This is a genomic window from Sphingobacterium anhuiense, from assembly GCF_042686355.1.
Taxonomy (GTDB): Bacteria; Bacteroidota; Bacteroidia; order Sphingobacteriales; family Sphingobacteriaceae; genus Sphingobacterium; species Sphingobacterium anhuiense.
Genome location: NZ_JBHUPE010000005.1, coordinates 324632 through 343882, shown reverse-complemented (window position 1 = coordinate 343882; position 19251 = coordinate 324632). Strand labels below are relative to the sequence as shown.

15 protein-coding genes are annotated in these 19251 nt (G+C 34.5%); 9 read left to right on the top strand and 6 right to left on the bottom strand.

Features of this window, described 5'->3' with window-relative positions; genetic code table 11:
- Positions 1–636: 636 nt before the first annotated feature.
- The 4 genes from ACFS6I_RS13525 to ACFS6I_RS13510 form a co-directional block, all read right to left on the bottom strand.
- Positions 637–2529 (bottom strand): RagB/SusD family nutrient uptake outer membrane protein, encoded by a 1893-nt coding sequence (locus ACFS6I_RS13525; RefSeq protein ID WP_380921341.1) that lies wholly within the window; start codon positions 2527–2529, stop codon positions 637–639.
- A gap of 27 nt (positions 2530–2556) precedes the next feature.
- Positions 2557–6096 carry a TonB-dependent receptor gene (locus tag ACFS6I_RS13520; protein WP_380921339.1) on the bottom strand — a complete coding sequence of 1180 codons (3540 nt, stop codon included), beginning with the start codon at positions 6094–6096 and terminating at the stop codon, positions 2557–2559.
- A gap of 255 nt (positions 6097–6351) precedes the next feature.
- Entirely contained in the window at positions 6352–7557 is a 1206-nt protein-coding gene (locus ACFS6I_RS13515; RefSeq protein ID WP_168127333.1) for a FecR family protein, read from the bottom strand.
- 56 nt (positions 7558–7613) lie between these two features.
- Positions 7614–8183, bottom strand: coding sequence for an RNA polymerase sigma factor (locus tag ACFS6I_RS13510; protein ID WP_168127332.1), 570 nt, complete (start codon positions 8181–8183; stop codon positions 7614–7616).
- Between the two features lie 389 nt (positions 8184–8572).
- Here ACFS6I_RS13510 and ACFS6I_RS13505 point away from each other — a divergent pair, with 389 nt between their 5' ends.
- The 5 genes from ACFS6I_RS13505 (at position 8573) to ACFS6I_RS13485 (ending at position 12409) form a co-directional block, all read left to right on the top strand.
- On the top strand, positions 8573–8797 hold the full coding sequence (locus ACFS6I_RS13505) for a hypothetical protein (RefSeq protein ID WP_132770364.1): 225 nt from the start codon (positions 8573–8575) through the stop codon (positions 8795–8797).
- Positions 8798–8818: 21 nt separating this feature from the next.
- On the top strand, positions 8819–9031 hold the full coding sequence (locus ACFS6I_RS13500) for a PLDc N-terminal domain-containing protein (RefSeq protein ID WP_021190273.1): 213 nt from the start codon (positions 8819–8821) through the stop codon (positions 9029–9031).
- Positions 9032–9767: 736 nt separating this feature from the next.
- The gene (locus tag ACFS6I_RS13495) at positions 9768–10823 is read left to right on the top strand and encodes a 3-oxoacyl-ACP synthase III family protein (RefSeq protein ID WP_380921336.1); all 1056 of its coding nucleotides are present in this window, start codon (positions 9768–9770) and stop codon (positions 10821–10823) included.
- Between the two features lie 199 nt (positions 10824–11022).
- Positions 11023–11598 (top strand): Crp/Fnr family transcriptional regulator, encoded by a 576-nt coding sequence (locus ACFS6I_RS13490; RefSeq protein WP_132841873.1) that lies wholly within the window; start codon positions 11023–11025, stop codon positions 11596–11598.
- A gap of 115 nt (positions 11599–11713) precedes the next feature.
- The gene (locus ACFS6I_RS13485; protein WP_380921334.1) at positions 11714–12409 is read left to right on the top strand and encodes a type 1 glutamine amidotransferase domain-containing protein; all 696 of its coding nucleotides are present in this window, start codon (positions 11714–11716) and stop codon (positions 12407–12409) included.
- Positions 12410–12613: 204 nt separating this feature from the next.
- On the opposite strand, the gene ACFS6I_RS13480 is transcribed toward ACFS6I_RS13485, so the two are convergent.
- Positions 12614–13051 (bottom strand): GNAT family N-acetyltransferase, encoded by a 438-nt coding sequence (locus ACFS6I_RS13480; RefSeq protein ID WP_380921332.1) that lies wholly within the window; start codon positions 13049–13051, stop codon positions 12614–12616.
- Between the two features lie 181 nt (positions 13052–13232).
- On the opposite strand from ACFS6I_RS13480, the gene ACFS6I_RS13475 reads away from it, so the two are divergent.
- The 4 genes from ACFS6I_RS13475 to ACFS6I_RS13460 all read left to right on the top strand — a co-directional run bounded on the left by ACFS6I_RS13475 (position 13233) and on the right by ACFS6I_RS13460 (position 17900).
- Positions 13233–13994, top strand: a complete 762-nt coding sequence (locus ACFS6I_RS13475) for a response regulator transcription factor (RefSeq protein WP_132770368.1) — start codon at positions 13233–13235, stop codon at positions 13992–13994.
- 306 nt (positions 13995–14300) lie between these two features.
- Positions 14301–15017: a DUF3667 domain-containing protein gene (locus ACFS6I_RS13470; RefSeq protein ID WP_380921330.1), complete on the top strand. Its 717-nt coding sequence runs from the start codon at positions 14301–14303 to the stop codon at positions 15015–15017.
- A 4-nt stretch (positions 15018–15021) separates the two neighbouring features.
- Positions 15022–15213 (top strand): hypothetical protein, encoded by a 192-nt coding sequence (locus ACFS6I_RS13465; protein WP_380921328.1) that lies wholly within the window; start codon positions 15022–15024, stop codon positions 15211–15213.
- Positions 15214–16463: 1250 nt separating this feature from the next.
- Entirely contained in the window at positions 16464–17900 is a 1437-nt protein-coding gene (locus tag ACFS6I_RS13460; RefSeq protein WP_021190265.1) for a glycosyltransferase, read from the top strand.
- 620 nt (positions 17901–18520) lie between these two features.
- Here ACFS6I_RS13460 and ACFS6I_RS13455 read toward each other — a convergent pair.
- A complete protein-coding gene (locus ACFS6I_RS13455) occupies positions 18521–19042 on the bottom strand; it encodes a hypothetical protein (RefSeq protein WP_021191673.1) in 522 nt (173 codons plus the stop codon).
- Positions 19043–19251 lie beyond the last annotated feature (209 nt).

The following is a 19251-nucleotide window of genomic DNA, read 5'->3' as shown; positions in this document are numbered from 1 at the left end:
CCAGGTATTCGGAATGGAATAGGATGGTGAAAAAATTTAAGGAAGAAATTAAAACATCATCTTCATAATGTCTAAAAAGGTTTGAGTCATCAAGCGTAGAATAATATTTCATACTGCTGTTTTTTAGTTAGGTGATTGATCCTGACTGTCTCTAATCAGGGTTTAGTGTGCTTATTCTTTAAAACACTTTGCAAATATAATTTTTTATTCCAATAAAAACTACTAATCCTATAGATTTTATTACACTCATAAATAAAATAGATTTCACGCTAATAAAAGGGACACTAAAAAACTAAAGTATAGGCTTACTTAGCTTATTTTTATTCTCATACTAATGTTCCTGCTCTATCATACATGAATGATTTTTTCCTCATATTTGCTACGGGCAAAATCTGAAATTTCTATTGATCCTGCTAAAATCGAGAACTGAGTGCTATGATAGTCAAAAGATTAAAAAATAAATCGTTGTTCACAAATTAAAATATTTATCAGTTTAAATAAACCCTCTTTAGTTGGCTGTTACAACGGTAATGTTTGTTTCGTAGTAAGCTCGTAATAAAAAAACATCTGAACATATGTTCAGATGTTTTAAAATTTAGGAATATGTATTTCAGTTTTAATTCTTAAAACAATCTATTACTCCACGTACCCTGGATTTTGTACAAGCAATGGATTTTTCCGAATTTCATCCCGTGATAGCGGAAGAAAATAAACTTGATTTTTCCAAACCCGGTTTTCTTTTGTATTGAATTCTTGCGGTGTGTAGGTATAATTATAAATTGACTCGTCATATTTATAAACATTTGCTAATGACTTACCTGGCTTGAAAGTAGCATCAATTTTAACAATAGTGACCTTTCTTCCTATGGTTTCATTAGCAATAAGCCATCTTCGGGCATCAAAAAAACGTTGCTGTTCATAAGCCATTTCTATACGTCTTTCTTGACGGTATATTGTCCTCAGCGTATTTTGATCTGTTGCAGTGATAGCTGGCATACCTGCTCTAAACCTAATTTTATTCAGCCAGGTTTTTGCTGTTTCTAATTCCCCTAGTTCAATACTTGCTTCCACATAATTAAAAACTGCTTCTGTATATCTAAAATAAGGCCAAGGTACAAACTGTCTTGCTTGAGCATCTACAATATTTGGATCTGGGTCAATAAACTTTTGAATGTAATATCCTGTCCAAGTTCCGTTGTGTGCCTCTTTAGGTCCTTGTTTTGTATCCAATCCTGAAAATTTTGTCAACTTACCGGCTAAAATTAGATCGTAAGCACCTGTTTGTATCTGATTAGCTGGATCGATCGGATTATTTCTCGGTTTCCAATCAGCACCGTCATATAATATGGATGCATAAAAACGAGGATCTCTGTTTTTATAAGGACTGGCTTTATGAATGGGATTGTTCCAGTCAAATTTTGTTCCATCATTCATTTCATAATCATCCACCAAAAGACCTATAGGTTGATTTCCCCCCCAGTTATTATAACCATTGGGACCATTATCTCTAGCATGTGAAGAACTCTGCTCCGTGATAAAATAACGGGCATATAGTATATCTGATGCTGCCGTGATATCCATATCTGGCGCTTTACTACCCCCTCCCATGGCAATACTTTTGTAATTTAATCTTCCTTGTGCTGGAGTAACAGGTGCTGTAAGATTTAACTTATATCCTGTTCCTGCATCTAGAACCGCTTTTGCTGCTGCTTGTGCCAAACGGTAGCGATCTTGTTGCGATCCTGCGGCATATGCCAATAAGGGTAGTTTTTCAGATAGGTCATTTAGATCTGTTACCTTAGAAGTAAGTTTAGCTCGATCATGTAAATCACTTGCTGCATAAATTAAAGTTCTTGATTTGAGCGCTAGAATAGTTAACGAATTAATCCTGCCTTTTTCAAGTTTACCATCCCCCAAACGCTTGTAAGCCTCATCACAGTCCTTTAAAATCTGATTTGTACAGGCTTCATAAGTTGCCCGTTCTTTTTGATAGATAATCGGGTCTTCAGAGTATGGATAACTATTTAGAATAAGAGGCACACCGCCATAATACCTTAACAATTGGTGATAACAATAAGCACGGATAAAGAAAGCCTGTGCCAATAATTCATTTTTTACTTTTATATCGCTAATACCATTTTTGGTGACATCTCCCAGTCTTTCTATGGCAATATTACTGAATCTGATATAGGTGTACATACGCTCCCACCATCTTGATGTACCACCCCAGCCTTCATTAGCACCGTTGATCGCTCCTGTGTTCAACAAAAGAAAAGCATCAGTATGGTTCCATAATGATTCGTCAGTTGCAGAAGCCTGCATCTGTTCTGTGAAACCGGAATTACTTGCTTCAAATACGTTGTAAATATCACTAACAAACTTTTCAGCCAACACTGGATCTTGCCATACGGTGGCATCTGAAAAATCATTTCGAGGTGTTACATTTAGAAAATCTGTACTGCATGCTGTCATAAACAATAGCATAACTGCTAGCATATAAAGAAATCTATTTTTGATCAATGTCTTCATTTTATTATTTTATTATTTATGATTTGATTAAAATATAGCCTTTACGCCAAAACTGATAATTTTCGATTGCGGATAGAATTGACCCGTACTATTATCAGATTCAGGATCCCAAATTTTGATTTTATCAAAGGTTAACAGATTAATGCCATTGGTATAAAAACGAATGGAGCTCATCCCTATTCTACTGACCAAATTGCTGGAAAGACTATATCCCAACTCTACATTCTTTAATCTGATATAATTGGTGCTCCGTATCCAGTAGGTATTGTCGGTTGTTGTATAATAAGTATCCGAACGGTTGGTAAGTCGAGGATCAACATCACTCGGATTATCAATACTCCAACGGTTATCATAATTCCACTCCAGGTAGTTCCCTATTAATCCCGATTCTGTAGGGCCCATTCGTCGCATACCACCAGTAGCCCCCTGTACCAGTATACTGAAATCAAAACCTTTATAATCACCGCCTAATACAAGACCTCCTGTAAAAGTTGGGGTACCATTTTTGTCCAATCGCACACGATCGTCACTTGTAATTTTACCATCGCCATTATAATCGACATATTTCATATCACCAGGCAATAGCTTGCCATTTTTCAATCCTAAAGCTGTGTAATCTACAGTATTCGCATCAATAGCAGCCTGATCTTTGAAAACACCATCATATTGATACACTAGCCAAGAGTCTGTTACTCTTCCGATCTGTTGCTGATAGGGTAAGGTGTTGACAACATCGCTGGAGTATTGCACATTGTTTTTTGCATAACCACCATTAACGCCTACATTAAAAGAAAGATCACCGATTTTATCGGTATAAGTCAATTTAAACTCATACCCCTTATTGATCAGATTGCCAAGGTTGGCAATTGGCAGATTACCCGAAATACCCGAACTGATAGGTACAACTCCAGGATTCTTTGTCAAAACATTGGTCCGTTTATTATAAAAGAAGTCCAGTTCTAGCGCCAGTTTATGATTTAAAAAAGAAGCATCCAATCCAACATTGCTATTATTAGCTACTTCCCATGTGAAATTAGGGTTAGGAATGGTACTCTCATATAAAGTCTGATAGAGTTTATCACTGAATACCCCCTGCCCGGTATTCATCAATGCTAAGTATTTATATTCTTGAAAAGAACCACCATAATAAGCTTCTGCCCCCATTTGGCCCCAAGATGCTCTCAACTTCAGGTTATTAACAAACCTAACATTATCTTTGAAAAAACCTTCTTCGGATACCCGCCATCCCGCTGAAACTCCAGGGAAGAAACCAAATCTTTTATTAGGTGGAAAAACATAAGAACCGTCCACTCTCCAATTAAATTCAAAAAGATACTTTTCCTGAAAATTATAGTTGACCCTTCCATAGTAGCTTAAACGTGCACGATCGTAAGTATTCTCATTTCCCAAGGTCTGCCGTTCGCGATCACCAAAATTTAACTGTTCTATTAATGTCGAGGCGAAATCCCTACGATCTGCGTAAAAACCATTATTGGTGACAGTCTCACGAGTTAACCCTGCTATCGCGGAGATATTATGCCCTCCTGTTAATGTCTTTTCATAGGATAACAAAGCAGATAAATTGATTGCTAATTGATCCTCCGCCGCTTCACGAAGCTGAGCTTTAGGCTCTATACCTTTTGGTACATACCCTACCAGTGATGGCGTTACTCCATCGGCCTCAAAACTTACCTTATCCCAATCATAAAGAGTCCACGGGGTCTCCCATCTTTTCGATCTTCCCCAATATTTATCAATTGAAGCTGTTCCAGTTAATTTAAGTCCCTCAACACCTGGTATTCTAAAATCAATGGCACCTGTGTTCTGCAAATAATCTCTTGTATTTCTGTCATAGCCCGTTGCACCAGTGGTTATTACAACCGGATTGGCACCATTTTCTAAATCTGGGCCAGGAAGACCATTGGGCCAGGTCGCAATTTCAGTTGGCAGACCGCGAATCAAAGATCTAAAGATCGTGCCCGCTCCGCGTGTAGGGAAATTACGGGATTCTTCACGACCTGTTATGCCAAGTCTAGCAGTAACATATTTGCCCAACTTAAATTCTAGGTTTGCGCGCAAATCGTACTGTTTATAATATGTTGCTGAATTTTTGTAGATCGCATCCTGATTTAAATAACCTAATGAAATCAGATATTTGGTAGTTTCGGTACCTCCATTGATCTGTAAATTATGTCGCTGCTGTGGCGACCAATCTTTTATCGTAGAAGCAAACCAGTCTGTATTTGGATAACGTAAAGGATCTGAACCATCAGCATATTTTTGTCTCTCTTCTGGCGTAAATGCAGCCTCAATCACTCCTGTAGGAGAAGTATATTTTCCATCACCTGTATTTATTGCTTTCCAAATTTCTCCCCACTTATCACTATCTTGGGGATAAACTGTCGTTACCTCGTTTATAATAGAAGTATACTGCTCAGAATTGGCCATTTTAGGTGTACGTGTCGGACGTTGTATACCGTAAGTAAAATCGTAAGAAAACTGCGTTTTACCAACTTTACCCTGCTTCGTTGTAATGAGGATAACACCATTACCTGCACGGGAGCCATAGATGGCTGCTGATGCATCTTTCAGCACCGACACACTCTCTACATCGTTAGGATTAATACGGTCAAAACCTCCTGCGCGCTGTGGAACTCCATCAATTACAATCAATGGGCTCGTATTTCCTCCCGGTAGGGAATTGATACCACGAACACGAATAGAAGAACCATCTCCACCAGGCTCGCCACTACTTTGCATGGCGGTTACTCCAGGCAATCTTCCTGCAAAAGAATTAGAAAGATTGACTGACGATGATTTAGCAAGATCTTCTCCCTTTACAGTAGCAATAGCGCCTGAAACTACAGTTTTCTTCTGAGAACCATATCCCACTACAACTACCTCATCCATCGCCATAATGGTCTGTTCTAGCTTAACCTGTAAAAACTCGTTATTCCCAATTTGGATATCCTTATTTTTGTAACCTACCATGCTAAAATGGAGCAATGTCGCTTCACCACTCACCGAAAGACTAAACGAACCCGTCGCATCGGAGGATGTTTTATTATTTGTACCTACCTCACTTATGGTAACATTGGCCAAAGGTTGATCATTTTGATCCGAAACTTTTCCTTTGATCTGTTTTTGTATCATCTTGTCAACCACTGCAGGAGTACTTTGAACTTTTGCCGTAGTACTTTGACTCAACACAATATTATTATCAATCAATTTGTAAGTAATCTGATATTTTCCCAACAAATCATTAAGTGCTAATTCAAGTGGGATATTTTGAAATTTCACATCTATTTTTCGAATGTGAGCAATCAAAGACTCTTTATATAATATATTATAGCCGCTTTGCTTCTGTATATCCTTCAATAAAGTTTCCAGATTCACATTTTTCTTATTAAGATTGATCTTCTGACCGTAAGAATTAGCACTAACATGAAAACTTGTAGCAAATAGTAGCGGGATCGCAATCGACAACTTCATAGCCAATGGTTTAAGGGAGGAAATCTGTTTAAACTCCATAGGGATTCCCCACCGATTTTTTTTGTATTTTTGCATTCGGTTGATTTAATTTAATTTTTGTAATAAGTTGATTTGTCAGCTGTCTTATAAAGGACAAAAACTTCAGGGGCGGTCGCAACGCTCCTGAAATTTTTTTTAAAAGTTTGTATCGTTATTTTTCCATATATACTTTCCTCCCTTCAATTTTGAAATGTATACCCCTTTCCAATTCTTTTGTATTATTAATGTTCGACTTATACATTCGTCCCTTCAATAGCGATATGTATAGTTCCGATTGGTTATTTTATTGCTTTAATTTTTGACATATACCTTTCTTCCTTCAATTTCAAAATGTATACCTCCTACCAATTCGATGGTCTTTAACAGTTTTCGAAAATCTTCGTATCTAGATATTGTGCCTGAAAATTCAAAATTTTCAATTTTAGTATTATAAATGACATCCACATCATACCACCGACTGATGATCCCCATTACATCTTGAATGGAGGTTTTGCTAAAAGCAAATTTCCCATCTTTCCAGGCTGTAAAATAATAGGGATCAACGGTATTTTTAATCACTTTATTTGCTTTGGTATAAAAAATAGACTGTTCCGCTGGTGCTAGATATTGATCATCAAGACGACTGTCCACAAAATTTAGTTTTACTTTACCTTCAACTAAGGTTGTTACAATGTCCTGTCCATAATTTTGAAGGTTAAATTCTGTCCCAAGCACTTCAAGCGCCTGACCACCAGTATGAATAACAAAAGGGATTCGCCGACCATCTTCCTGCTGCGCCATTACATCAAAATATGCTTCTCCCTGCAGATAAATTTCCCGCTTTATTTTATCAAACACAATGGGATACCTAAGGGTGGTCATTGCATTTAACCATACTCTGGTTCCATCTGGTAATTTCAGATTATACTCACCGCCACGGGGAGTAACAATTGTATTGTAGGCAATTTTTTTTTCATTATGATCACCCTTTTTCATGCGATATGAAATTGAACCGTCCGCCAATTTTAGGATTTCGAATGCACCATTATCAATAACCGTATCACCTGTAATTTTATCAAGGTCGATAACCTGACCGTTTTCTAGAATAATTTGAGCTCTTTCTTTTCCAGGAACAACCCAGTCTTTAGTATTACTCACCAGAGTCGGGTTGCTTTTACGATTGATATTCCAAATTAAAAAACTGCCCACAGTTGTGCACAGGATTAAGGATGCGATAGCAATTTTGAAAACTTTTGTGGAAATGAGTTTTTTACGCAGAGGTACTGTCGTTAAATATTCCTTAATTCGGGAATCGAATTTTATTTTATCAAATAATTGATCATCGTCTGGTTCTGAGGATGAAGCACGATCTAATTCATCATCATCGATCAACTGCTCCCATGCTTCTAAGAACTCAGGATCTTCTAAATACTGGGCAAAATGGGCTTTCGAATCCTCGGGGACAGACTTCGCATAAAACTGGCGAATCAAATTTTTATATGCTTCTACTTTGGACATCTTTTATTTCCCTTGCTCTATTATACTAATCGCACTAGGTAGAAAGGATGTACTAGTCAGAAAATAATTTTTATAAAAAAAAGTAGGTAAAGAATCTTATCCAATTTTAATCGTACAAAATTACAAGCTGTAGCTAGATGATTTCGTACTGTATGTTTTGATACACCAATTTCAGCAGCGATTTCCTTATAACTAAGTTCATCAAGTTTATTCATACGAAAAATTTTCTGCTGCTGCGTTGGAAGGTCTTTAATAATAGATTCTAGAATATCGGATAGATCCTTAGTTTCAATGTGGGTTTCCAGGCAGTCATATGCTTCATTAAATTGCGATTGATTTTTTAGCATATATTGTTCCCTTACCACTGCTTTCCTGAAGTAAGATATGGACATCCGCTTTCCAACTATATACAAAAAAGGAAAAATCGATTGAATATCTGGAATCTGCTGTCTTTTTAAGAATAATTGTACAAACACTTCCTGCAATACTTCTTCCACCTCGACATTGGAAGAACAAAATTGGTTAAATTTCCGAAACAGGAAAGGCTTATAAAACACAAATATCTTATGAAATACAGCTTCATCACCCAATTGGAAGCGATTAAACTCTTCTATATTGCAAGGCATTCCCTTCAAGTTCATTGTAGTATTGTGCTTAGGTTTTTCTTAAAAAAGAAATATAATTGAAGATAAATCTATAGAAATATTACAGTATATCAAAATGAAATTATCAAGAAGCCATCTGCATTTTAAGAATCGTAGACTTTTTATCTCGTCTACAGTTAATTTCAGCTTCTTGCTCAGTATATCTTTTTGCATGGGAAAATAGGTTGTTATTCTCTTTAATTATAGAACAGCAATGATGGCAAATCTGAATATACAACAACAATTATTTGCCCTGGTCACATAAATGTTGTAATTTTAGTTAGCTAAAGCGAAAGCTTATCACTCAAAAAAAAACAGGAATACACTTTGTCCCATATAACACCGGAATTAAAACCTAAAGGCGCATTATTATGAAAAAACTAACCTTACTTATATTCCTACTATCAATCACTTCATTTGTTTTTGGACAGGATTTTACAGAAAACACCACACAAATCGTTACTAAATCGGGAATTGGCTTAGGTTCGGTGATAGCAGTTGTTACTTCTTGGGATCGAAACAAATCAATACTCTGGGCCATATTCCATGGTATCTGTAGCTGGTTCTATGTCATATATTTTGCGATCACGCGATAGTAAACGAACATTTTCTACGCTATGAACTTATCATTTATCAATATCGGAACCACAGAAATGCTTTATCTTCTTGTTCCCATTCTTCTGGTCGTGTACACGATTTATCACATCATCACCAATGATAATATACCCGGTGACAAGAGGATACTGTGGATAGTAGCTGTTGTACTATTCAATGTAATTGGATGCATTTTCTATTGGTGGTTTGGAAAAGATAAATCAAATAATATATAAAGAAGATCAGTGCAATCAAAGAGATGAAATGAGTAAGTCTTAGGAAAATCGCTGTTACACTAAGTGAAAAACAACGCAGTTAATCCGATTCTAAAAAATCCATGTACCGCATTTCCAGAAGAAAGCTAGTTTCTATAGAAGCCTCAAACGAAGTTGGAATATGGCAAGAATACGAGTTAAAATTCAAAACCAGAACTGATCCTACGGTAAGCACTATAGACAAAAAACATACGATTACATGATAAATCACTTCCCGGAACACCTGATATCGTCATAAAAAAAATGTAAACTGGCTATTTTTGTCGATGGTGAATTTTGGCACGGCTTTGACTGGAAAAGAACCGAAACCGTATTAAATCTAACCGTTTATTCTGGATACCGAAAATCGAACGTAATATGCAAAAAGACGTACGCACTAACCTTGCTCTGCGTGAACTAGAATATACGATATTCCGGTTCTGGACTCAGGATATCATTAAAAAACTCCTAATTGTAATCAATCAGATTGAATTGTTTATAGAATCCCGAACGTTTTGGAAGTAAATTGACTAAATCTACCTCCTTGCCAGTACAAGAAGTAGATATTCATTTCTTGTCCAAAGCACTGGAGAATTAACTATCGAGGTTTGTTTGAAGCTGGTTGATCAGTTACAAATAAAATATTTATTCCCTCTTCAATAACTAAGATTTGCTGGTCTCAGTAATTATCGCTAAATTAATTAAGTAATATAAGAAAATGAGTAGCAAAATTATAGGTACTGGACATTATACTCCATCCCACATCGTTAAAAATACATTTTTTCAAGATTCCACATTTTTTGATGAAAATGAACAGCCTCTAAAACAGTCCAATGAGATAATCACACAAAAACTAAAAGAGATTACTGGAATCGAAGAAAGACGATATGCTACGCATGATCAAGTGGCATCCGATCTAGGATTTCAGGCTGCACAAAAGGCGATAACAAATGCGCAGATCGACCCTGAAACTTTGGATTATATCATCTTTGCCCATAATTTCGGCGATGTTAAGCACGGCTCTATCCAATCTGATATGGTACCAAGCCTTGCTTCACGTGTAAAACATCTTTTAAAAATTAAAAATAACTTCTGCGTAGCTTATGATCTGCTTTTTGGTTGTCCAGGATGGGTGGAAGGTGTTATTCAGGCAAACGCCTTTATCAAAGCAGGGCTTGCTAAAAAGTGCCTGATCATTGGTGCTGAAACGCTTTCCCGCGTCATAGATCCTCATGATAGAGATAGTATGATCTATGCTGACGGTGCAGGAGCAGTGATAATGGAATCTAGCGATGATGATTCGGGTCTTAAATCCCATATTTCGGCTTCTTTCACACTCAATGAGATTGATTATTTATATTTTGGCCCCTCCTATTTTAATCAAGATTCTGACACAAAATACTTGAAAATGAAAGGGCGAAAAATATATGAGTTCGCATTGACTAATGTTTCAAAAGCGATGAAAAAATGCTTTGACGAGAGTGGATATGACATAAAAGATCTTGCTAAGATCATCATACACCAAGCTAATGAAAAAATGGATGAAGCTATTGTGCATAGATTCTACCAACTGTACAATACACCACAACCACCCGACATTATGCCTATGATCATTCAGAAATTGGGCAATAATAGCGTTGCAACCATACCAACTTTATTAGCGATGATACTTCAAGGGGAATTGCCTCAACACAAGATCAACAAAGGAGACATCACGCTATTTGCTTCCGTAGGTGCTGGTATGAATATCAATGCATTTGTTTATAAATTTTAAAGCTTTTAACGAAATGCAAATAAAATTATGAAGATTAATTTCAAATAACTTTCATAACCAAATAGAACTGAATCTAACATTACAATAGCAAATAAGATTCAGATCTAAACAAACAATTAGTGATTGAAAATCGCTCCTAATCTTAAATAAGAATACTTATTTTTAGGTATTATTTTCTATACAAATCCATACGTTACACATGTCCGATCGTGAAATTCTTAGAAATCATATAGAACAAACTGTCCAGCTTAGTGATGAACAGTTTGATTACTTTTTCTCATTTTTAAAACCTGTATCCTTTAAAAGAAAACAATCTGTTATAAATATAGGGGATCGTGTATTATGTGAATATTTTGTTCTAAATGGTTGCCTAAAAACTTTCTTTGTCAACGATGAACAAAAGATGCATATTCTACAGTTTGCGACAAAAACCTGGTGGGCATCTGATTATGATGCACTTCATAATAATAAAAAGGCGACTGTCAATCTAGACTGTGTTATCGACACCAATGCTCTTTGCCTATTTAGTGAAGACCGGGAAAAAGTCTGCAAAGAAATTCACGAGATAGAAACATTTCTAAGATGGCGTTCAAATAAAGGATATATAGGTTTACAAAAAAGAATCCTCTCTTTGCTTAACAATGACGCTAGAAGCCGTTATGAGCAACTCATGCAACAATATCCCGATCTTTATAACCTGGTACCAAAGCATTTAATTGCGGCATATCTCGGAGTTTCGCGCGAAACATTAAGCAGACTTTATCAGGTCAAATAATCTGACATATATCACCAAAACAAACTTTCTTTAAAATGTGATGTATATCACATAAAGGTCTAATGATTTATGCCCTATTTTGTGATATCATTTTAAACATTTAAAATTTTCAAAGATGGAAAAAAAGAATTTAAAAGTATTGGTTGTACTGACATCGCATGACCAACTTGGAGATACAGGTAATAAAACAGGTTTTTGGGTTGAAGAATTTGCCGCTCCCTATTATGTTTTGGCCGATGCAGGTGTAAATGTAACAATTGCTTCTCCTAAAGGCGGACAACCACCCATAGACCCCAAAAGTGCGCTTCCAGAATTTCAGACAGAAGCAACAAAACGATTTGATGAAGATAAAGAACTGAAAATTAAACTAGCAAACAGCATTCCATTAAAGGAAATAAGTGAGCAAGATTATGATGCCATTTTTTATCCGGGAGGACACGGTCCTCTTTGGGATCTAACAAATGATAAAACGTCTATCGCACTTATTGAAGCATTCTGGAGGAACAATAAACCAGTTGCCGCAGTATGTCATGCTCCTGGAGTATTGCGCTTCGTAAAAGATACTAATGGTTCGTCATTAGTTAGAGGGAAAAAAGTTACAGGATTTTCGAACTCTGAAGAAGAAGCTGTGCAATTGACCAATGTTGTTCCCTTTTTAGTAGAAGATGAACTGGTAAAACTTGGAGGGATATACAGTAAAGGAGAGGATTGGAACAGCTATGTTTTAAAAGATGGTAACTTAATTACTGGACAGAACCCAGGTTCTTCAGAAGAAACAGCGAAAGAATTACTCGCGCTGTTAGCGAAATAAAAGTCTTCATAAGAATAATTACAATCAAGGTATACGGGCTGGATCTTACTACATCAGTTCGTATACCTTGGTTACTTTAGGTATCTTGGCTTTCTTTGTTAAGTATTATAATGTAAAATATTTAATAGATAAGTTCCAAGGCAGATTTGTAACACGATCACTTTTATTAAGTGACATAGCTATAAATTTACAATGTAAAAGGATTTACAAGTCTAACCGCATTTTCAATAAATGGGGTTTAAATCCCGCTTTTAGATAGGCATTTTTAGCGATTACATTTGCATCATAAACATCCAATTTAACTTCCGTTAAACCACGGCTTTTAGCCCATTCCATAAGTTTTTGTAAAATTACACCGTTAATACCCTGACCTCTAAATGTGGGCTTCACATACATAAAACCCAAATACGCGTATTCCTTATGTTTTTGAAACGGTTTCGCCTCCAAAATTTTACCATAGCCTGAACCTACAATTTCATTATTAACAACAGCCACCAATAACGCTGCTCGCTCACTTCGAATGAGATCCATTAAATCATAGTAGTGAATCTCCCCTTCTTTTAAACTGTCATCAAAGGGTCTTTCAGCATCTACTATTCCTTTTTCAAAATTTAATAATATCTCAATCAGATTCAATCGCATTCCGTATTTCTACCATCATTTAATTAACTAATTTAATCTATGTACAACTAATTTTTACATTTCAAGATACATAAAAATGATCCAAAGTCACATTAAATTTAAGGTTCGATTTTCCTTCATTTTTCATTACTTTGTAAAATAGATTAAGAGATAACCATTTTATACCTACTAACCTTACTTTATGAATATAAATATTGATGATTTTTTTGAGCCCGTACATTTTAAAGATACTCTTAATGAGCTGGATTATAATATAACCAAACCTATCGTAGATTTTGCGAGATCACTCAGTCAATTAACTTATCAAAGTGTGTATTTGATTGATTATTATAAAAAGGGATTTCTTTTTGTGTCCGACAATCCAATATTTCTTTGTGGTCGTACAGCTGATGAGGTTTTGAAAAATGGTTATCAGCATTATCTTGATAATGTACCTGAAGAAGATCTTCTACTATTAAAAAAAATTAATGATAGTGGCTTTGATTTCCTCAAAAATCTATCGGAAGAAGATCGGATGCAACATTCCATTTCATATGACTTCCACCTTAAGCAACCAATAGGAAAACCAATTCTGATCAATCACAAGCTAAAGCCTCTCCTACTAGACAACTCCTCAAACCTTTGGATAGCACTTTGTTTGGTGTCCATATCGTCTCATGCTAAAGCGGGAAATATTAGAATAAAGAATGAATTTGACAAATCTTATTTCGAATATGATCTGATCAATAATATTTGGTCAGAAAAACCTGCAATATTATTAAAAAAAAGAGAAAAAGATGTTCTAAGATACTCTGCCCAAGGATTAACAATGGAGCAAATAGCTGAAATCCTTTTTGTTTCTATCGATACTATTAAATTCTACAAAAAGCAAATATTCTCCAAGTTAAAAGTAAAAAGTATTACAGAAGCTACAGCCATAGCAATTGAACTGTCACTTTTCTAATTCATAGTAAGATGCACTTATGCTCATCAATTATAAAAATTAAGCAACCAATTTCGCAATATCATGCAATACTTAGCTTCTGTATATTCAATTTGATTGCAAAATGAGTATTGATTTTAATCCTACACAAAAGTGTAGATTTAATAGGATCGATGCGTACTAACAATTAAACTTAATACATTTGACTCATGGATAATGACAAACTGTTTCATCCATATACATTTCAATATTTATATTAAAAATGGAAGTTGCTACCGATCTAACCATTTGTAAATAAATACTAGCCAAATTATTAAATGAAGAGAGATGAATTGTAAAAGTTGCAACAACGAAGTATATCAGAATTACTGTCCAAACTGCGGACAACCTTCAAAACTTAAGAGAATAGATGGGCATTATATTGCACACGAGATCGAACATGTATTACATTTTGAAAGAGGTATCCTATATACCATCAAGGAATTAATAACTAGCCCTGGGGACAATGTGAGACGTTATATTTCAGAAAATAGAGCTCGACTTGTAAAACCTATTATTTTTATCATCATCACTTCCCTTCTATATACAGTTGTTAACGGATTTTTCCATATTGAGGAAGGTTATGTAAAATATGACGGAATCTCAACAACCACCACAGGCAGAATTTTCAGCTGGGTACAAAGTCACTATGGCTATGCCAACATCATACTGGGAGTATTTACTGCTTTTTGGGTTAAAATATTTTTCAAAAAATATGACTATAATTTTTTTGAAATTTTAATATTACTATGCTTTGTTACAGGTATAGAGATGCTTATATATGCATTTTTTGCTTGCTTATATGGTTTGATACAAATTGACTTAATGCAATTTGGAGGTATGATTGGTATTGCCTATTGTAGTTGGGCTATTGGTCATTTCTTTGACAAAAAGAAGACTATAAATTATTTAAAAGCATTTGCCGCATTCGTGTTAGGAATATTAACTTCTGTAACAATTGCATTAACAATAGGAACACTAATCGACTTACTTATAAAACATTAAAAATATGGACAACAGAAAATCAATATTATTTGTATTTAGCATTATCGCTATTATACTCGGAGTGACCCTATTTAAACAGTTCGACTTTGAAAATTTTACATTTGAGAAACCCGCATTAGCAGCTGTCTATTTCACCGTCTTTGCATTCTCAATATACATCCTTGTAAAAAAACCTAAAAAGCAATCTGAAAAATAAAGTAAGCAAAATCCTATAGACGAGGTAGAAAGGCCTAGTTGTTTCAATGAAATAACACCCCATCTCAATATGTTGATTTCATATTAAACCTCATACTATACACATTCTTTTTCCCTCATATAAGCAGGGAAAAAGAATAAATATTCTTACCCGCATGATATTACTACACCTTACCGGAATCTTTTTCTGAATAGCCTTTCTCCACAGACTTAGGGATCTGCAATTTATTTCGTAAACTGTATAACAAATTCACGACCAATTAGCCACGCAAGACTAACTCCTTTAAGCACTACTTATACATAAAAATGAAGTAAACACCCTTTCAATATATCAATTTTTCACACCCGCTCATTATTCCTTTACTAAAAATCCATAACAGCAGTGAATATCTAAGCAAGTATGAATCTGTACATAAGACGCATTCATAAATTCGGTAATCCATTCTGTGCGAGCACCACAAAGCGGACAGCAAGCTGGTTTTTTTTCCATAATCAAACTATAAAGTACACTAATATTAATAGTACTAATATAACTATAATTTATTATATCTAAAAATATTAGCATATTATTTTTAGATATTAGAATTCTCCACTATATTAGAAGTAACATTACACCTCTTGAGGTCGATATACTTACTTTTAATAAGCAAATCGTTATTATAGCGGATAGACAAAATCAAGGGTAAAATATTTAAGCTTCATCATTGTATAATTGAATTACTTATAATCTATCATCCTTCGAGCAAGATTTGGATTTACGCATATACTCCAAGAAATTAAATTCAACCTTAATTGAATAATTAGTGCCAAAATTTTAACATAGACCCTATCATAACTTCTGTACAAATTTAGTTGCTTAATTTTCCAGATGGTAACAGTAAATCATCAGCCAATGAGATAATTTTGGTTATTTACTGTCTTCAAGTGACAACAAAAAAGAATAAATAACATAGGACAACATGTCCGAAATGTTAAAAAACCTTAAATATCTACTTATCTAACAGATATTTAACAAGTATACCAAAGCATCAAAAAACGACGATAACACCACTATAAATCAGTTGTTTATGACACCAATAATTATATCAAGTTTGTTACAATTAGCAATTAACATATTTTTTAAATGGTTATTAGGGCATGTGTTTTGTAAATAGTCAATCGTAATATTCTTATTACAAAAGATAGTTTATCATTTGATAGCAAAATCAAATGCATTAGCACACACTCATAATAAAGAAGAATATGAATTACATGGAAGAAGTTCTCACTCCCTCATCGGAGGTTAAGATGCAAGTCAAGCCAGCAGTATTTAATTCAAAAGAGCTGGAATCGAAACAACAAAAAAATAATTTGTTACGTAAAACAATGCAATATGGTCTCAAAGAATATAGCATTTGGGGCTTTACATTTTTGATCTTACTAACATCGGTTTTCGGTCTGTATATGCTTCAAACAGAATTTGAAGCATTAAGATTTGAACGATTAAACAGTATAGGTGGAACATTGCTTGTTGGATTTGGTATTTTTTTACTTTTAACTAGCGTAAGCTTTTTAGTTTATCTAATTGTTTTACATATGAAGTATAAACCGATAGCTTCGGTTTCAAATGAGGAGCTGCCTTCATGTACCATTATAGTACCCGCATATAATGAAGGTCATCTGGTGTATGATACCTTACACAGTCTCGCTAATAGTGATTACCCAGAAAAGAAACTTCAGATAATTGCTATTGATGATGGAAGTAAAGATGATACGTTTACCTGGATACAGCGTGCCAAAGCAGAATTGGGTGACCGTGTGGAAATCTATAAGCAACCTAAGAATATGGGTAAACGACATGCATTATATCGTGGATTCAAATTAGGAAAAGGCGATGTATTTATTACAGTTGATAGTGATTCTATTGTTAAAAAAGACACTTTGCGTAATATGGTTTCTCCTTTTGTAAAAAATGAGAATTGTGGAGCAGTTGCAGGAAATGTACGTGTTTTAAACAATAAGAAAGCAATTATTCCACGTATGCTCAGTGTTAGTTTTATATTTAGTTTTGAATTTGTACGCTCTGCACAAAGTGTATTAGGTTCAGTAATGTGTACACCTGGAGCCCTATCTGCATACAGAAAAGAATCGGTCATGAATTGTCTTGAAGATTGGATTAACCAGACCTTTATGGATCAACCATCAGATATTGGGGAAGATCGTGCTATGACAAATATGATTCTAAAACAAGGATATCACGTACTATTTCAGTCCAATGCTTATGTGTATACTGATACTCCCGTACGATACAAAAATCTATATAAAATGTATATCCGTTGGGAAAGAAGTAATGTACGCGAAAACATCATGATGAGCCGTTTTGCTTTTACCAACTTCCGAGAAGGTAAAAAATTGGGTACGCGTATCTTATTGCTTATGCAGTGGAAAAAAGTCTTACTTTCTTATCCTTTGCTTGTATTAATGCTATGGACAATATTTCATTATCCACTAATGTTTCTGAGTGCTACTTTTGTCGGCATATTGATTTTTTCAAGCGTCCAAGCATTCTTTTTTGCTTCAAAAAGTGATAATAAGAAGGAAGCAATCTGGGCATATACATATAGTATTTTTTACGCACTTTCACTATTCTGGATCACACCTTATGCAATTGCAACTGCGGGAAGAAGTGGTTGGTTAACCAGAGGATAATTTAACGTATAATACTTCCATGTATTAGTTACAGTAAATATAAATGCACTTAATGGGCAAGAACTAAGTAAATTTCACTTAGTTCTTGCCCATTAATCATTACAACATGCATTAGATTATTCTAGACTTCATTGATAATGCGAATACTTTAGACTTCAATCTTCTCAATTTTCGTAAATTATATAAATTCGGGTACTTGCAGCTGTAGTGAATAAGTACGATAATTATTTAAACAATTGATTGCAATACATTGAAATCGATATTCTGTCGGATTACAGGGGTTTCTATTTGTTAGGATAGGAAATTAATCATTCCTATATAGTAAGTATGGTGATCAGCTTAACCTTTATAATTCAACTTAATCTCTTAAAAAATTATTTATATAAACCAAAAAGGATAGAAATAATTTTATAGAGCTATACCTAGATAGACTACATGTCCAGATCATTTAATTAATTTCAAAAATAAAAAACAAGTAATTGCAGAAGTAAGAACCAAAAAAAAAAAATCTCATTTTTAAAACATTCAATAACTATTAAAGTATGTTCTAAAAACAAGAAATTAAAATAGTAAGTAATCTTTCTTACAAACTATACGGAACCATTTATAAAATTAAGCTACTATTTTGAAAGTTCAGCAAGCTCAGCTTTTGAGAATGCATGATCTCCCTTAAGATAGCTGTTGGCTTCGCTCAGATATTTATAAATGATTTTTTTTCCTTCCTGACTCGGTAGTTTTTTTAGATTATGCACCAAAAACTCTTTATCATCTATTCGATCTTTACTATAATTGAGAAATGAGGGTGCATGGGTTTGCACAGACCAACGGATAAAACGCAGATCGATATTGTCTTTTTGTTTGACAATAACAGATTCTAATAAGTTTTTACCCTTCTTAAACTGGCTTAATTTGGTAAATGGATTGTTTTTATGTTTTGCCCAAAGAATCTCATATGCGGCAAGATATCCTTTTTCGGTTACTGTATTTGCTCCCTCATCTAAGATTTTAAGATTCGTTTCACAGAGCTTTTTATCTTTTACAGCTAAAGCATAATCTGAGCGCATCTTATCAATATTGATTTGACCAAAACATGTGATCGAGCTTACCACGAAAAAAAGACAGACATAAAAACGTATTCCCATACTCAATTTAATTAAAAAAATGATACTCAATGATATAACCTCAAAAACCTGTTATATATTATATTATTCAACAAAATAGTTCCACAAGTACAACTCATAAGCTGTCTTTGACCGAACATATTTTTATTATATAACAACACAGAACGGCTTTAAGTTTGTTTGTTTTTTACTCTTCTCGATTAGTCTAAGTAGCTGTAGACTATAATCCC

What these genes read in the sequence shown, in the direction of transcription:
- ACFS6I_RS13525 (WP_380921341.1), bottom strand. Translation starts at nt 2,529, where the DNA reads ATGAAGACATTGATCAAAAATAGATTTCTTTATATGCTAGCAGTTATG.
- ACFS6I_RS13520 (WP_380921339.1), bottom strand. Translation starts at nt 6,096, where the DNA reads ATGCAAAAATACAAAAAAAATCGGTGGGGAATCCCTATGGAGTTTAAA.
- ACFS6I_RS13515 (WP_168127333.1), bottom strand. Translation starts at nt 7,557, where the DNA reads ATGTCCAAAGTAGAAGCATATAAAAATTTGATTCGCCAGTTTTATGCG.
- ACFS6I_RS13510 (WP_168127332.1), bottom strand. Translation starts at nt 8,183, where the DNA reads ATGCCTTGCAATATAGAAGAGTTTAATCGCTTCCAATTGGGTGATGAA.
- ACFS6I_RS13505 (WP_132770364.1), top strand. Translation starts at nt 8,573, where the DNA reads ATGAAAAAACTAACCTTACTTATATTCCTACTATCAATCACTTCATTT.
- ACFS6I_RS13500 (WP_021190273.1), top strand. Translation starts at nt 8,819, where the DNA reads ATGAACTTATCATTTATCAATATCGGAACCACAGAAATGCTTTATCTT.
- ACFS6I_RS13495 (WP_380921336.1), top strand. Translation starts at nt 9,768, where the DNA reads ATGAGTAGCAAAATTATAGGTACTGGACATTATACTCCATCCCACATC.
- ACFS6I_RS13490 (WP_132841873.1), top strand. Translation starts at nt 11,023, where the DNA reads ATGTCCGATCGTGAAATTCTTAGAAATCATATAGAACAAACTGTCCAG.
- ACFS6I_RS13485 (WP_380921334.1), top strand. Translation starts at nt 11,714, where the DNA reads ATGGAAAAAAAGAATTTAAAAGTATTGGTTGTACTGACATCGCATGAC.
- ACFS6I_RS13480 (WP_380921332.1), bottom strand. Translation starts at nt 13,051, where the DNA reads ATGCGATTGAATCTGATTGAGATATTATTAAATTTTGAAAAAGGAATA.
- ACFS6I_RS13475 (WP_132770368.1), top strand. Translation starts at nt 13,233, where the DNA reads ATGAATATAAATATTGATGATTTTTTTGAGCCCGTACATTTTAAAGAT.
- ACFS6I_RS13470 (WP_380921330.1), top strand. Translation starts at nt 14,301, where the DNA reads ATGAATTGTAAAAGTTGCAACAACGAAGTATATCAGAATTACTGTCCA.
- ACFS6I_RS13465 (WP_380921328.1), top strand. Translation starts at nt 15,022, where the DNA reads ATGGACAACAGAAAATCAATATTATTTGTATTTAGCATTATCGCTATT.
- ACFS6I_RS13460 (WP_021190265.1), top strand. Translation starts at nt 16,464, where the DNA reads ATGGAAGAAGTTCTCACTCCCTCATCGGAGGTTAAGATGCAAGTCAAG.
- ACFS6I_RS13455 (WP_021191673.1), bottom strand. Translation starts at nt 19,042, where the DNA reads ATGGGAATACGTTTTTATGTCTGTCTTTTTTTCGTGGTAAGCTCGATC.